The 14,482-nt window shown below is 62.9% G+C and carries 13 protein-coding genes; all 13 read right to left on the reverse strand.

Annotated elements, in window-relative coordinates; translation table 11 throughout:
- Positions 1–4: 4 nt before the first annotated feature.
- The 13 genes from glpK to IHE39_RS03730 all read right to left on the reverse strand — a co-directional run bounded on the left by glpK (position 5) and on the right by IHE39_RS03730 (position 14,477).
- Positions 5–1,498, reverse strand: coding sequence for a glycerol kinase GlpK (glpK, locus tag IHE39_RS03670; RefSeq protein WP_192565540.1), 1,494 nt, complete (start codon positions 1,496–1,498; stop codon positions 5–7).
- 91 nt (positions 1,499–1,589) lie between these two features.
- A complete protein-coding gene (locus IHE39_RS03675; protein WP_192565541.1) occupies positions 1,590–3,314 on the reverse strand; it encodes an ABC transporter substrate-binding protein in 1,725 nt (574 codons plus the stop codon).
- Between the two features lie 74 nt (positions 3,315–3,388).
- Positions 3,389–3,670, reverse strand: a complete 282-nt coding sequence (locus tag IHE39_RS03680; RefSeq protein WP_055979040.1) for a DUF2160 domain-containing protein — start codon at positions 3,668–3,670, stop codon at positions 3,389–3,391.
- Between the two features lie 13 nt (positions 3,671–3,683).
- The gene (locus IHE39_RS03685; protein ID WP_184769187.1) at positions 3,684–4,502 is read right to left on the reverse strand and encodes a carbohydrate ABC transporter permease; all 819 of its coding nucleotides are present in this window, start codon (positions 4,500–4,502) and stop codon (positions 3,684–3,686) included.
- Between the two features lie 112 nt (positions 4,503–4,614).
- Positions 4,615–5,481, reverse strand: coding sequence for a carbohydrate ABC transporter permease (locus tag IHE39_RS03690; protein WP_115732541.1), 867 nt, complete (start codon positions 5,479–5,481; stop codon positions 4,615–4,617).
- Positions 5,482–5,483: 2 nt separating this feature from the next.
- A complete protein-coding gene (locus IHE39_RS03695) occupies positions 5,484–6,551 on the reverse strand; it encodes an ABC transporter ATP-binding protein (RefSeq protein WP_192565542.1) in 1,068 nt (355 codons plus the stop codon).
- Positions 6,552–6,560: 9 nt separating this feature from the next.
- On the reverse strand, positions 6,561–7,643 hold the full coding sequence (locus IHE39_RS03700; protein ID WP_184768752.1) for an ABC transporter ATP-binding protein: 1,083 nt from the start codon (positions 7,641–7,643) through the stop codon (positions 6,561–6,563).
- Between the two features lie 37 nt (positions 7,644–7,680).
- Entirely contained in the window at positions 7,681–9,210 is a 1,530-nt protein-coding gene (gene glpD, locus IHE39_RS03705; RefSeq protein ID WP_184768753.1) for a glycerol-3-phosphate dehydrogenase, read from the reverse strand.
- The gene (locus IHE39_RS03710) at positions 9,207–9,689 is read right to left on the reverse strand and encodes a hypothetical protein (RefSeq protein ID WP_192565543.1); all 483 of its coding nucleotides are present in this window, start codon (positions 9,687–9,689) and stop codon (positions 9,207–9,209) included. The genes glpD and IHE39_RS03710 overlap by 4 nt, the downstream gene beginning before the upstream one ends.
- A gap of 158 nt (positions 9,690–9,847) precedes the next feature.
- Positions 9,848–11,140 carry an NCS2 family permease gene (locus tag IHE39_RS03715; RefSeq protein WP_184768755.1) on the reverse strand — a complete coding sequence of 431 codons (1,293 nt, stop codon included), beginning with the start codon at positions 11,138–11,140 and terminating at the stop codon, positions 9,848–9,850.
- Between the two features lie 308 nt (positions 11,141–11,448).
- The gene (locus IHE39_RS03720) at positions 11,449–12,534 is read right to left on the reverse strand and encodes an ABC transporter ATP-binding protein (protein WP_192565544.1); all 1,086 of its coding nucleotides are present in this window, start codon (positions 12,532–12,534) and stop codon (positions 11,449–11,451) included.
- Complete coding sequence (locus IHE39_RS03725) at positions 12,531–13,460, reverse strand: PfkB family carbohydrate kinase (RefSeq protein WP_192565545.1); 930 nt, start codon at positions 13,458–13,460, stop codon at positions 12,531–12,533. The genes IHE39_RS03720 and IHE39_RS03725 overlap by 4 nt, the downstream gene beginning before the upstream one ends.
- Positions 13,461–14,477: an SIS domain-containing protein gene (locus IHE39_RS03730; protein ID WP_192565546.1), complete on the reverse strand. Its 1,017-nt coding sequence runs from the start codon at positions 14,475–14,477 to the stop codon at positions 13,461–13,463.
- Positions 14,478–14,482 lie beyond the last annotated feature (5 nt).

Here is a 14,482-nt window from a genome sequence, read left to right on the forward strand (position 1 = left end):
TCGCCTACTTCGGCGTCAGCGTCCGGCGCACGGCGTCGTGCCAGCCTTTCAGCTTGGCGGTGCGCAATGCCGGCTCCATCACCGGCTTGAACTGCCGGTCGAGCGCCCAGGCCTTGGCGAACTGCTTGGCTTTCGGCCAGACGCCGGCGCGCGAACCGGCAAGCCAGGCAGCGCCGAGTGCCGTGGTTTCGAGCACTGTCGGCCGGTCGACCGGCGCGTCCAGGATGTCGGCGAGGCGCTGCATCGTCCAATCGGATGCGACCATGCCGCCATCGACGCGCAGAACCGTCTTGCCGTTTCCGGTCTTCCAGTCCTTCTTCATGGCGTCGAGCAGGTCGCGCGTCTGGTAGGCGACGGATTCGAGTGCTGCGCGGGCAAATTCGGCCGGCCCGGTGTTGCGGGTGAGTCCGTAGATCGCGCCGCGCGCCTCGGCATCCCAATGTGGCGCGCCGAGCCCGACAAAGGCCGGCACCAGATAGACATCCTGGGTGTCGTCGGCTTCAGCCGCCAGCTTGCCGCTCTGCTCGGCCTTGCCGATCACCTTGATGCCGTCGCGCAGCCACTGCACGGCAGCGCCGGCAACGAAGATCGAGCCTTCGAGCGCATAGGTTGTCTTGCCGTCGAGCCTATAGGCAATGGTCGTCAGCAGCCGGTTCTTCGAGCGCACTATGTCACTGCCGGTGTTGAGGATGGCAAAGCAGCCCGTGCCATAGGTCGATTTCATCATGCCCGGCTCAAAACAGGCCTGGCCGATGGTCGCCGCCTGCTGGTCGCCGGCAACGCCGAGGATCGGGATTTCGGAGCCGAATAGGGATTTCTCAGTCGCGCCATAGTCGTCGGCGCAGTCTTTCACTTCGGGCAGCAGAGAGGCAGGGATGTTCAGGATATCAAGCAGTTCGGCGTCCCAGGCGTTCTTCTCGATATTGTAGACCAGCGTACGCGAAGCGTTGGTTGCGTCGGTCGCGTGCACCTTGCCGCCGGTCAGGCGCCAGATCAGGAAGGAATCGATGGTGCCGGCAAGCAGTTCGCCGCGCTCAGCCCGCTTGCGTGCGCCCTTCACCTTGTCGAGCAGCCAGGCGATCTTGGTGCCGGAAAAGTAGGGATCGAGCAGCAGCCCGGTCTTTTTGGTGAAACGCGGTTCAAGCCCTTGCTTCTTCAGCTTGGCGCAGAGTGGTGCCGTGCGCCGGTCCTGCCAGACGATCGCGTTGTGGATCGCCTTGCCTGATACCTTGTCCCAGATGACAACGGTTTCGCGCTGGTTGGTGATGCCGATGGCCGCGATATCGGCAGCGTCCTTGCCTGCCTTCTTCAGCGCCGTCTTGCAGGTCGAGACCACGCTTTCCCAGATCTCTTCCGGGTCGTGTTCGACCCAGCCGGATGCGGGAAAATGCTGGGTGAATTCCTTCTGGCCCACGCCGGCGACCTTCATCGCCGCGTCGAACACGATCGCCCGGCTCGACGTCGTGCCTTGGTCGATTGCCAGAATGAAGCCGCTCATCTTCCCCTCCGCAGTCACTTGCATGAATAGGGGAGACGGCGCTGTGCCGTCTCCCCGGATAGTTGGCCGGGCGGATTGTCCGCCCGAACGCTTATTTGCTCCAGCTCTTCACCAGCTCATCGTAGTTGATGGTGACGGGCTTTTCCTTCTCGTTTTCGATCTTCAGCTGCGGCGCGAGATTGCCGGCCTTGACCGCTTCGGCGTTCCAATAGGCGAGATCGTGCTCTTCCGCCATCTTCGGGCCGATGTCGCCCTGGATACCGGCGCGCTCGAGGCGCTCAAGAACCTTTTCCTGCTCGGCGCAGAGCGAGTCCATGGCTTCCTGGGCCGTCTTGGCGCCCGAGGAAGCATCACCGATGGCCTGCCACCACAGCTGAGCCAGCTTCGGATAGTCAGGCACGTTGGTGCCCGTCGGCGACCACTGAACGCGGGCCGGCGAACGGTAGAACTCGATCAGGCCGCCGAGCTGGGGTGCGCGGTCGGTGAAGCTCTTGTGGTCGAGCGTCGACTGGCGGATGAAGGTCAGGCCGACATGGCTCTTCTTCACGTCCACAGTCTTCGAGGTCACGAACTGCGCATAGAGCCAAGCCGCCTTGGCGCGGTCGTCAGGAGTCGACTTCAGGATCGTCCACGAACCGACGTCCTGGTAGCCGAGCTTCATGCCGTCCTTCCAGTAGACGCCATGCGGCGAAGGTGCCATGCGCCACTTCGGCGTGCCATCCTCGTTCATGACAGGCAGGCCGGGCTTGACCATGTCGGCGGTGAACGCGGTGTACCAGAAGATCTGCTGGGCAATCGCACCCTGGGCCGGCACCGGGCCGGATTCGGAGAAGGTCATGCCCTGGGCTTCCGGCGGCGCGTAGGCCTTCAGCCAGTCGAGATACTTGACGATCGAATAGACCGAGGCCGGTCCGTTGGTGTCGCCGCCGCGCGCGACGCAGGAGCCGATGGGTTGCGACTTCTCGTTGACCTTGATGCCCCATTCGTCGACCGGCAGGCCGTTCGGCAGGCCCTTGTCGCCGTTGCCGGCCATCGACAGCCAGGCGTCGGTGAAGCGCCAGCCGAGCGAGGGGTCCTTCTTGCCGTAGTCCATGTGGCCATAGACCTTTTGGCCGTTGACGTCGCGGCCGGTGAAGAACTCGGCGATATCCTCATAAGCCGACCAGTTGACCGGAACGCCGAGGTCGTAGCCGTATTTCGCCTTGAAGTCGGCCTTGTTCTTCTCGTCGTTGAACCAGTCGTAGCGGAACCAGTAGAGGTTCGCGAACTGCTGGTCGGGCAGCTGGTAGAGCTTGCCGTCAGGCGCGGTCGTGAACTTGGTGCCGATATAGTCGGCGACGTCGAGGTTCGGATTGGTGACGTCCTTGCCCTCATTGGCCATCCAGTCGGTCAGGCTGCGTGCCTGCAGATAGCGCCAGTGCGTGCCGATCAGGTCGGAATCGTTGACATAGGCGTCATAGATGTTTTCGCCCGACTGCATCTGCGTCTGCAGCTTTTCGATCACGTCGCCTTCGCCGATCAAGTCGTGTGTGATCTTGATGCCGGTGATGTCGGTGAACGCCTTGGCGAGCGTCTTCGATTCATATTCGTGCGTGGTGATGGTTTCCGAGACGACCTTGATTTCCATGCCGGCGAAAGGCTTCGCCGCATCGACGAACCACTGCATTTCGGCTTCCTGGCCGGCGCGGTCGAGCGCCGACATGTCCTTGATCTCGGCATCGAGGAAGGCTTTCGCCTCGTCCATGCCGGCAAAGGCACTGCTTGATCCCAAAAGCAGGGCGATCACGCTTGTTGATGCTAGAATATGGCGTCGCATTAATTTCCTCCCAAACAAGGTTGCATTGCCATTTGGCTCCGCCGCGGGCTTGCGGCGGCCCAACATTTCCCCCTCTAGACGAAGCGGAATACGCCGATCGCGTAGACCACTGCGAGAGCGAGAGCCCACCACAGGTTGGGCCCGATAAGGCCCAGCCATGCGAGATGAATGAAAGCGCTGCCAAGCAGCGAAACGAAAAGCCTGTCGCCCCGGGTCGTTTCGAAGCGGAGGATGCCGACGCGCGGATTGCCGCCTGGCGAGAAGTATTCCCACACGCCCATGCCTACGAGCATCAGAAAGATGGTGATGAAGAACGCCGCAGTCGGCAGCGTCCAGGCCATCCATGAAAAATCCATCACAAACGCTCCCTCAGACGCGGCCCAGGGCAAAGCCCTTGGCGATGTAGTTGCGGACGAACCAGATGACGAGCGCGCCCGGGATGATGGTCAGGACGCCGGCCGCGGCAAGCACGCCCCAGTCCATGCCCGAGGCCGAGACGGTGCGCGTCATGATGGCGGCGATCGGCTTAGCGTCGGTGGTGGTCAGGGTGCGGGCGATCAGCAGTTCGACCCACGAAAACATGAAGCAGAAGAACGCCGCGACCCCGATGCCGCTTGCGATCAGCGGCACGAAGATCTTCACGAAGAAGCGCGGGAACGAGTAGCCGTCGATATAGGCGGTCTCGTCGATCTCTTTCGGTACGCCCGACATGAAGCCTTCGAGTATCCACACAGCCAGGGGCACGTTGAACAGGCAGTGCGCCAGTGCGACGGCAATGTGTGTGTCGATCAGGCCGAAGGCCGAATAAAGCTGGAAGAAGGGCAGGGCAAACACCGCCGGTGGCGCCATGCGGTTGGTGAGCAGCCAGAAGAACAGGTGCTTGTCGCCCAGGAAGCGGTAGCGCGAGAAGGCGTAAGCCGCGGGCAGGGCGACGGAGATCGAAATCACCGTGTTCATGACCACATAGATGATCGAGTTGATGTAGCCCTTGTACCAGGATGGATCGGTGAAGATCACAGCGTAGTTGCGCAGTGTCGGGTTCTGCGGCCAGAGCGAAAAGGCGCCCAGGATCTCCTGGTTCGACTTGAAGCTCATGTTGATGAGCCAGTAGATCGGCAGCATCAGGAAGATGATGTAGATCGTCGGCACCACCCACCAGAAGCGCGATTCCTCGCCGCGGCGCCGCATCCGCCGGGCAAGCGCTTCGTCGACAACACCGCCGTGGACAGCCCCTGTCGTGGTCGCGGCATCACGCATCATCTTGTCCTTGTCCGCGACGGCTTCCCTTGTCCCCGCCATCTCACTTCTCCACGTCGTAATTTGTCATGACGGTGTAGAAGACCCATGACAGCAACAGCACGATCAGGAAGTAGATGATCGACATCGCCGCCGCCGGGCCGAGGTCGAACTGGCCGACAGCCATCTTGACGAGGTCGATCGACAGGAACGTCGTCGAATTGCCGGGACCGCCGCCGGTGACGACGAAGGGCTCGGTGTAGATCATGAACGAGTCCATGAAGCGCAGCAGCACCGCGATCAGCAACACGCGCTGCATCTTGGGCAGCTGGATGTAGCGGAATACCGCCCAGCGCGAGGCGCCGTCGATTTTGGCTGCCTGGTAGAAGGCGTCGGGGATCGACACCAGGCCGGCATAGCAGAGCAGCACGACCAGGCTGGTCCAGTGCCAGACATCCATGATGATGACCGTCACCCAGGCGTCGAACGGGTCGTTGACGTAGTTGTAGTCGAAGCCGAGCGCGTGCAGCGTGTAGCCGAGCAGGCCGATGTCGATGCGCCCGAAGACCTGCCAGATGGTGCCGACGACATTCCACGGAATGAGCAGGGGCAACGCCATCAGCACCAGGCAGACCGGCACGCCCCAGCCTTTCCTCGGCATGTTGAGCGCAATGAAGATGCCAAGCGGGATCTGGATCGCCAGGATGATCGCTGAAAAGATCAGGTTACGGCCCATCGCCGCCCAGAAGCGGTCGGAGTGCAACATCTCTTCGAACCACTCGGCGCCGGCCCAGAAGAACTGATTGCCGCCGAACGTGTCCTGCACCGAATAGTTGACCACGGTCATCAGCGGGATGACTGCCGAGAACGCCACCAGCACGAGCACCGGCAGCACCATGAACCAGGCTTTGTTGTTCCAGGTCTTTTCCATGGTTACGCTCCCATCTCGACGCGCCAGGACTTGTCGTAGAGGTTGATGCCGGCGGGATCGAAGGTGACGTGCGGATCGGCCGGCACGTGATCGTCTTCGCCGAGGATCGCCGCGATCTCACGGCCCTCAAGGCTGGCGCGCACCACCTTGTGGCGGCCGATGTCCTCGACCTTTCGGATCGTTACGGGCATTCCCTTGGCGCCGAGCCGCACATATTCCGGGCGGATGCCAAGTTCGATGCCATTGCCTTCAGCCTTGGGCGCTCCGGGCAAGTCGATCACCTGCTCGCCGAGCTTGGCACGCTTGCCTTCGACGGCCACCGGCATGACGTTCATGCCGGGCGAGCCGATGAAATAGCCCACGAAAGTGTGCTTGGGGCGCTCAAACAGCTCGGCCGGGGTGCCGATCTGGACGATCTCGCCGTCATACATCACCACCACCTTGTCGGCGAAGGTGAGCGCTTCGGTCTGGTCATGGGTGACGTAGATCATGGTGTAGCCGAAGCGGCGGTGAAGCTGCTTGAGCTGCGAGCGCAGCACCCATTTCATATGCGGGTCGATGACCGTCAGCGGCTCGTCGAACAGGATGGCATTGACGTCGGAGCGGACGAGGCCACGGCCGAGCGAAATCTTCTGCTTCTGGTCGGCGGTGAGCCCGCGCGCCTTGCGCCTGGCCCAGCTGGCGAGATCGATCATGTCCAGCGTCTCGCGCACCTTGCGATCGACATCGGCTTCGGGCACGCCGCGGTTGCGCAGCGGGAAGGCGAGATTGTCGTAGACGGTCATGGTGTCGTAGATGACCGGGAACTGGAACACCTGGGCGATGTTGCGCTCCTGCGTCGACAGCCGTGTCACGTCCTTGCCGTCGAACAACAATTGCCCGTGCGACGCATGCAGCAGGCCTGAAATGATGTTGAGCAGTGTGGTCTTGCCGCAGCCGGACGGACCGAGCAGTGCATAGGCGCCGCCATCCTCGAAGCTGTGATGCACTTCCCTCAGTGCATAATCCTTGTCGGATTTCGGGTTCGCGCCGTAAGCGTGGCGGATGTGGTTCAGGTCGATGCGTGCCATCTCGCCCTCCTATGCTGCCAGCTGCGATGGCGAAGCGGCCGAGCGGCCATTCGCGTCGAAAACCATGACGTGGCGCGGGTCGATGAAGACCTCGATGGCTTCATCGGGCTCGAACTGGTGGATGCCATGCGACAGCATCACCCAGCGCGCGTCTGCGTAGTTGAGATGAACGAAGCTCTCCGAGCCGGTGATTTCGGTCACCGAAACCTTCGCCTTCACGCCCACGGCATCCGCGGTGCGCTTCTCAAAAGAAAGATGGTGGGGCTGGAAGCCGATCGTATAGCTGGCGTCGGCAATGCCGGCGAGCTCCGCCGGCACCGGGAGGTCCACCCCACCATCAAGCTGGAAACTGCGGCCGCTCTTCTTCAACACGATGGTGTTGAGCGGCGGGTCGGCGAAGGTCCGCGCCGTGATCAGGTCGTTCGGCTTGCGGAACACCTCGATCGTCGGGCCGAACTGCGTGATGCGGCCTTCCGACAGCGTCGCGACATTGCCGCCGAGCAGCAGCGCCTCGTGCGGTTCGGTCGTGGCATAAACGAAGATCGCACCGGTTTCGGCGAAAATCTTCGGCAATTCGGCGCGCAGCTCCTCGCGCAGCTTGTAGTCGAGATTGGCCAGCGGCTCGTCGAGCAGGACCAGCTTGGCATTCTTGACGATGGCGCGGGCGAGTGCGGTGCGCTGCTGCTGGCCGCCGGAAAGATTGAGCGGCGTGCGGTCGAGATAGGGCGTCAGCTTGAGCAGATCGGCGGCGCGCTTGACCTCTTGCTCGATCCTGGCCTTGTCGGCGCCGGCAACCCGCAGCGGCGAGGCGATGTTCTCGTAGACCGTCATCGCCGGGTAGTTGATGAACTGTTGGTAGACCATGGCGATGTTGCGCTTCTGCACCGGCACGCCGGTGACATCGACGCCATCGAACCAGACCGAGCCTGAGGTCGGCCTGTCGAGCCCGGCCATCAGCCGCATCAGGCTGGTCTTGCCGGACAGCGTCGGTCCCAGCAGCACGTTCAGGCTGCCATGCTGAAGCGTCAGCGAGACGTCGCGGATATGATCCGCGCCGGCCACCGTCTTCGTTACGTTGCGCAGTTCGAGCATAAATCCTCCTCCCAGAGGCAGACGCAGGCGGTTTTGCCTATTCTGCCGCGGCGTTGTGCACGCCTGGGCTCATTCCTTGCAGAAATTCATCGAGTGACGCGGCCTGCTCCTTGCTGAGCTTCAGGCCCCGCTTGGTGCGCCGCCACAATATGTCTTCGCCGCTCACCGCCCATTCATTGGCAACGAGATAGCGGACTTCCGCTTCGTAGAGGTCGGCGCCGAAGTTCCGCCCGAGGTCGGCTTCCGATCTGGCCAGGCCGAGCAGGACCCTGGCGCGCGTGCCGTAGAGCCTGGTCAGGCGCCGGGCGAGGCGCATGTCGAGGAACGGATAGGCCGCCTTGAGCTTCATCACTTCCGCGTCGAAGCCGTTGGCTTCGAACTCGCCGCCGGGCAGGGCGACCGTCGCGGTCCAGGCCTTGCCCTTCTTGCCCAGGTGCTTCTCGATGATGTCGAGCATGGATTCGGCAAGGCGTCGATACGTGGTGATCTTACCGCCGAAGATGTTGACGATCGGCGCCTGGCCTTCGCTGCCCTCGGATTTCAGCACGTAGTCGCGTGTCGCTTCCTGGGCCTTGCTGGCGCCGTCGTCATAGAGTGGCCGCACACCGGAGTAGGTCCAGACGATGTCGGCTGGCTTCACCGGCTCGGCGAAATACTCGCTCGCTGCATCGCAGAGATAGGCGATCTCGGCCTGACTGATCTTGGCCGTGCGCGGATCGCCATCATAGTCCTGGTCGGTGGTGCCGATCAGGGTGAAGTCTTCCTCGTAAGGTATGGCGAAGATGATCCGCCCATCCTTGTTCTGGAAGAAATAGGCGCGCGGGTCGTCGAACTTCTTCGCCACCACGATATGGCTGCCCTGGACCAGGCGGACGTTGTGGACGTTGTTCTGTCCCACGGTTTCGGTCAGCACGTGGTCGATCCAGGGTCCGGCAGCATTGACGATCAGCCGCGCCTTGACCTCTTCGACCTGACCGTTGCGCAGGTCCTCGACGCGGATGTTCCAGTGGCCGTTGTCGCGGCGCGCGCTCGTCACCTTGGTGCGCGTACGGATGGCGGCGCCCCGGTCGGCGGCGTCACGGGCGTTGAGGACCACCAGCCGCGCATCGTTGACCCAGCCGTCGGAATACTCGAAGGCACGCGAAAACATCGGCTTGAGCGGCTTGCCGGCGACGTCGCTGCGCATGTCGAGCGTCCTGGTCGGCGGCAGGAGCTTGCGACCGCCGATGTGGTCGTAGAGGAACAGGCCGAGCCGGATCAGCCATGCCGGGCGCAGGCCTTTTGCGTAGGGCAGCACGAAGCGCATCGGCCAGATGATGTGCGGCGCATTCTTCCACAACACCTCGCGCTCCATCAGCGCCTCACGCACCAGCCGGAACTCGTAGTGCTCGAGGTAACGCAGGCCGCCATGGATCAGCTTGGTGGAGTAGGACGACGTGCCGGAGGCAAGATCGTTCATTTCGGCGAGGTAGACGGAGTAGCCGCGGCCGACCGCATCGCGTGCGATTCCGCAGCCATTGATGCCGCCGCCGATGACGAAGATATCGTGGATTTCCGGTCTGCTCACGCCTTCGTCGCCTTTTCGCACTGCAGCAATTTAAGCAATTTTCGAAGCTCGATCGTGATTATTTCGAACGTATAACGAATGTCAAACGAAATATATCGATGATTGCCGGCTTTGAGGTGACGTTGTGTCAGATGGCGGATTTTGGCATGCATCCACCAATTTCGGCGGCCAAATGCCCAGAAATGGCAAGAATCTTCTGTCTTTTTGATCACGAAACCGGGAACCTCACGGGCATTGCTGGACAATTCCCGGTTGCGATGTTCGTTTTCGGTATTGAGTGGCGAAAACGAAAGCGCGATAATGTGGCTGCAGATGTGCCTTTTGAGCAGCGTTCGCAGCAGGCAATCGGGGCTGTCATTGGTGGGATCGCGCAGCCAGCGGCGGCTGCTGGTCGAAACCAGTGATGGCAAGTGGGGAGTGGCGGCGCGCGGGGGGGCGGCAACAAAGTCGCAACGAGGGGCAAGCGATGTCGCAGGCATCGATTGCGCTGGCACTCCGGACGACTGTGTCGCCGCTTACGGCGGGGAAACTGAAGTCGCTGGCCACTTATGTGAGACCGTGTCCGCACAGCGGCCAAGGCAAAGAAAAATCGCCGGAGGCTGCGGACATAGCCTCCGGCGATTTGTGATGTTTGGCCTTAGTGGGCGAAGAAGGCGAAGCGGATGATGAACAAGGCTGCCACCAGCCACGTCGCAGCATGAACCTCGCCGGGACGGCCGGTCAAGAGCTTGAGCGCGGCGTAGCTGACGAAGCCGAAGGCCAGGCCGTTGGCGATCGAGTAGGTGAACGGCATCATCAGTGCGGTCAGCGCAGCAGGCGCTGCCTCGGTGATATCGGCCCATTCGACTTCGACGAGCTCGCGCATCATCAGGCAGGCGACGTAGAGCAGGGCAGGTGCCGTCGCATAGGCCGGAACCGAACCCGCCAGCGGCGAGAAGAACAGTGCGGCGAGAAACAGCACGCCGATGACCAGGGCAGTGAGGCCGGTGCGGCCGCCAGCCTGGACGCCCGAGGCGCTTTCGACATAGGCGGTGGTGCTTGAGGTGCCGAGCAGGGAACCGGCGACGATGGCGGTGCTGTCGGCCAGAAGCGCGCGTCCGAGGCGGTTTGGCTTGCCCGGTTCGATGAGGCCGGCGCGCTTGGCGACGCCGATCAGCGTGCCGGTGGCATCGAACACCTCGACCAGCACGAACACCAGGATGACATGGACCAGGCCGGCATGCAGCGCGCCCATGACGTCGAGCTGCAGGAAGGTCGGCAGGATGGATGGCGGCATCGAGACGATGCCGTTGAACTGGCTGACGCCGAGCGCCATCGAGGCGATGGTGATGACCAGGATGCCGATCAGGATGGCGCCGCGCACCTTGAGCGCGTCGAGTGCCGCGATGATGAAGAAGCCGGCGATGGCAAGCAGCGTACCGGTCTGGCTGAGGTCGCCCAGCGTCACCAGCGTGGCGGGGCTCGCAACGACGATGCCCGAGCTTTTCAGGGCGATGATGCCGAGGAACAGGCCGATACCGGCGGCGATCGCGCTGCGCATCGAATGCGGGATGCCGGCGATCAGCCAACTGCGCACGCCGCTGATCGTCAACAGCAGGAAGATGACACCGGAGATGAAGACGGCGCCGAGCGCCTGCTGCCAGGAAAAACCCATGGCGCCGACGACGGTGAAGGCAAAGAAGGCGTTCAGGCCCATGCCCGGCGCCATGCCGATCGGCCATTTCGCCACCAGGCCCATGATCAGCGAGCCGATTGCCGCGGCGAGACAGGTGGCGACGAACACAGCATTGCGGTCCATGCCGGTCGACGACAGAATCTCCGGATTGACGAAGATGATGTAGGCCATCGTCAGGAAGGTCGTGACACCGGCGATCACTTCGGTCCGGACCGATGTCCCTTGTTCCTTCAGGTTGAAATACTTCTCGAGCACTCTTTGCTTCCTCCCATGCGGTGCGGGAGCGGCCGTCCGCCACGCGCAGGGCCGCACTGGTCCATGATCTCCAGTGGATCAAAGAACCCGTGGCCTTGCCGAGCGTTGCTGCTCCTCACACCTGTCGGCTCTGACGCTGTCCCAGCGTGTCCATCCCAAGCCGACCGTGACCGATAATCTGACGCAAGACACGACTGCCTTGAGCAAACCCGGCTAACTTCTGCCCGTTGCTGCCGTCGCACAAGTGGCAGTTGCTAGAAGCAGTTTCGCGTTTTTGTTGATGGATCCAGCCGGTTCGGACGATGTCGTCAGGCGAGGCGCGCCCGCCCGGAAGCCTTGTCGAACAGGTGCAGCGCATCGTCATCGACAAGCAGTACCGCAACGTCACCTTGTCCGAGCTTGGCGCGTGGCGCAAGGCATGCGGTAAGCTTTTGCTGGCCGACACGGGCGGTGGCGACGAGTTCGGGCCCTGTCAGTTCGAGCACCTCGATGTGAACCTGCAAGGCGTGACCGCCCGCTCGATCGTCAGACGACAGCCTCAGGGCTTCCGGCCTTATGCCAAGCGCTAGCTGCTCCCCATCGGAGACGACCGACCTGAACCGTTCCGGCAAAGGCAGCCGCACATCGGACCCTGATATGGCAAGTGAGCCGTTGTCGACCTGGACATCGAGGATGTTCATCGGCGGGGCGCCGACAAAGCCGGCGACATAGAGCGTGGCGGGACGGTTGTAGACTTCATCAGGCGTGCCGAGTTGTTCGATGCGGCCATCCTTCATCACCGCGATACGGCTTGCCAGGGTCATCGCCTCGATCTGGTCGTGGGTGACATAGACGACAGTCGTCTGCAGCATCTGGTGCAGGCGCTTGAGCTCGGTGCGCATCTCGAGCCGAAGCTTGGCGTCGAGATTCGACAGCGGTTCGTCGAACAGGAACACCTGCGGCTTGCGTACCAGCGCCCGGCCGATGGCGACGCGCTGGCGCTGGCCGCCAGAGAGCTGGCTCGGCTTGCGGTCGAGCAGCGGCTCGATCTGCAACAGCCTGGCTGCCTCCTGCACGGCCTTGTCGCGCTCGGCGCCAGGAACTTTGCGCATCTCGAGGCCAAAACCGATGTTCCGGCGGACGCTGAGATTGGGGTAGAGCGCATAGGACTGGAACACCATGGCGATGTCGCGGTCCTTGGGGTGAACGCCGAGGATCGAACGGTCGCCGATCCGGATATCGCCGCTGGTCGCTTCGGCGAGCCCGGCTATGATGTTGAGCAGCGTCGACTTTCCGCAGCCTGACGAACCGAGCAGCACCAGGAACTCGCCGCTCTGCAACGCGATGTCGATGCCTTTCAGCGTTTCTACCGCGCCATAGCTCTTGCGGATATTCTGGATTTCAAGCGCGCTCATGCAATGTCGTTCCTAAGATCCGGCAGGCTGCCATAGCTGCGGGGCAAGGTGGAAATGGCGCGTGACGCGACCTGCACCCCCGCGGCAAGGCAAGCGGCGAGCGGCTGGTCGTTGGCAAGGGCCGCAAGGAAGGCAGCGTTGAAGACATCGCCGGCGCCAATCGTATCGATGACCGTGACGGCTGGCGCTGCCGCCGAGACCAGAGCGCCGTCAGGCCCGATGGCGATGGCGCCATCCGGCCCGCATTTGACGACCAGGGTCGCACCAGTGGGCATGCTCGGCCACAAGGCGGCGGCGGCTTCCGCCGGGCTGCCGAGTCCGGCCAGGGTCGTTGCTTCGACCTCGTTCAACAAGGCGCAGTCGCAATGCGAAAGCCACGCCCGCGTCAAGGCGCAGTTCTGCTCCGTCCAGCCATCGGGCGGCCAGCCGGTATCGAGCACGACTGAAATGCCATGGCCATGCGCCCAGTCAAAAAAGGCGTCGTATTCACGGGCAAGATCGGTGGTCAGGAACGCGCCGCACAGCAAGGCATAGCCGCCAGAAAGGCGACTGCCATCGAGCACCGAAAGCGTGCCGGCAAGACTGAGGCGGGGCAGGTGGCCATGCGTGGTGAAGAAGGTGCGCTCGCCGTCGGGATGGGTGATGCCAACAGAAAGCGTCGTGCGCTCCTGGCTGACCGGCCATCTGGCCGCTCGGTCGCCGAAGGCATCGCGCAGCCACAGGCCGAACTGGTCGTTGCCGACATTGGCCGCGATCTCGAAATCGACCCCAAGCGCTTCCCAGGCGAGTGCCGAGTTCCCAGCCTGGCCGCCGACCCGCAATTCGTCGTGGTCGACGATGATCTCCGTACCGGCCTTGGGCCAAGGTGCGGTAGGGCCCAAAATGAGGTCGACATTGACGTTGCCAATCACCGCAAGCGGACGCATTCATTCGCTCCGCGTGATCTTGGTCGAGCGTACTGGCGTGCCGGCATTGTCGACGCGGGCGTCGGCGAAGGCGATCATCAGGCGCTGCGCTGTCGGCAGCATGGCGAAGATGGCGTCCATCCCGCTGGCTGGCTTGAAGGCAAGCGTCGTCGCGCCCGCCACCGGCGTTTCATCAGAGGAATCGAAGATGACAACAGGTGCGCCGGTCTCGACTGCCGAAATGGCCATGGCTGTTACAAGCGGAGCGGTCGAATCCTTGCCGCGGAACAGCACCACGCCGATGTCAGGCCCCAGCATTTCCATCGGCCCGTGCCGCAACTGACCGCCTTCGAGTGAAAAGCACGGCCGGCGCGACAGCTCGGTCAGGCCAAGCGCGAGTGCTTCGGCAACGCCTTGCAAGCGGCGCCCTGACGTGACGACGCTACTGACCTTTTCCAAAGCAGCGAGGGCTGATCGAATGTCGACGCTTTCGGGCGCCTGGAGCGCAACGAGGGCACCGTTCGGCTGCTCGCCCAATGCGGCAAGGATGGCAAGGTGAAGCGCAAAGCTGACGGTCAGGCTGCGGGTTGCGGCGAAGGCGAGTTCGGTGCCACCGACGCCGACAAGCGAGGGTGCTGTCCGGGCAAGAAATGATCCCGGTTCCAGCGTCAGGCCGAAGGTTTCGGCGTTGCCACCGGTTTCACTGAACCAGCGCACGACCTCGGCACTCTCGCCCGACTGCGATGTCATCAGTACGGTGCGGCCGTCGAGCGCAAGCGGCTGGCCGAGCTGCTCGGACAGCGGCACGGCGATGGCGTCGATGCCGAGCGCGCGATAGAGCGGCTCGACGGCGCGGCCGACGGCGTGCGAGCCGCCCATGCCCAGCAGCAGCAACTGGCCGGTCTTTTCAAGGGAAGCGGCGACCCGGGCTGCCATCCCGGCGTTTTCGGCGAAGGACGCCAGCGCGTCGCCATGCTGGCGCGCCATTTCGCGGTCGATGGCCAAGAGGCCGGCAGGTCTGGGCTTTGGTGAGGTCATGGTCG

Origin of the sequence: Aminobacter carboxidus (genome assembly GCF_014863355.1) — a bacterium.
GTDB classification, from domain to species: domain Bacteria; phylum Pseudomonadota; class Alphaproteobacteria; order Rhizobiales; family Rhizobiaceae; genus Aminobacter; species Aminobacter carboxidus.

Bases quoted from the DNA above. Each gene is read 5' to 3' on its own strand.
- glpK (WP_192565540.1), bottom strand. From the start codon at position 1,498: ATGAGCGGCTTCATTCTGGCAATCGACCAAGGCACGACGTCGAGCCGG.
- IHE39_RS03675 (WP_192565541.1), bottom strand. From the start codon at position 3,314: ATGCGACGCCATATTCTAGCATCAACAAGCGTGATCGCCCTGCTTTTG.
- IHE39_RS03680 (WP_055979040.1), bottom strand. From the start codon at position 3,670: ATGGATTTTTCATGGATGGCCTGGACGCTGCCGACTGCGGCGTTCTTC.
- IHE39_RS03685 (WP_184769187.1), bottom strand. From the start codon at position 4,502: ATGCGGCGCCGCGGCGAGGAATCGCGCTTCTGGTGGGTGGTGCCGACG.
- IHE39_RS03690 (WP_115732541.1), bottom strand. From the start codon at position 5,481: ATGGAAAAGACCTGGAACAACAAAGCCTGGTTCATGGTGCTGCCGGTG.
- IHE39_RS03695 (WP_192565542.1), bottom strand. From the start codon at position 6,551: ATGGCACGCATCGACCTGAACCACATCCGCCACGCTTACGGCGCGAAC.
- IHE39_RS03700 (WP_184768752.1), bottom strand. From the start codon at position 7,643: ATGCTCGAACTGCGCAACGTAACGAAGACGGTGGCCGGCGCGGATCAT.
- IHE39_RS03710 (WP_192565543.1), bottom strand. From the start codon at position 9,689: ATGCCTGCGACATCGCTTGCCCCTCGTTGCGACTTTGTTGCCGCCCCC.
- IHE39_RS03720 (WP_192565544.1), bottom strand. From the start codon at position 12,534: ATGAGCGCGCTTGAAATCCAGAATATCCGCAAGAGCTATGGCGCGGTA.
- IHE39_RS03725 (WP_192565545.1), bottom strand. From the start codon at position 13,460: ATGCGTCCGCTTGCGGTGATTGGCAACGTCAATGTCGACCTCATTTTG.
- IHE39_RS03730 (WP_192565546.1), bottom strand. From the start codon at position 14,477: ATGACCTCACCAAAGCCCAGACCTGCCGGCCTCTTGGCCATCGACCGC.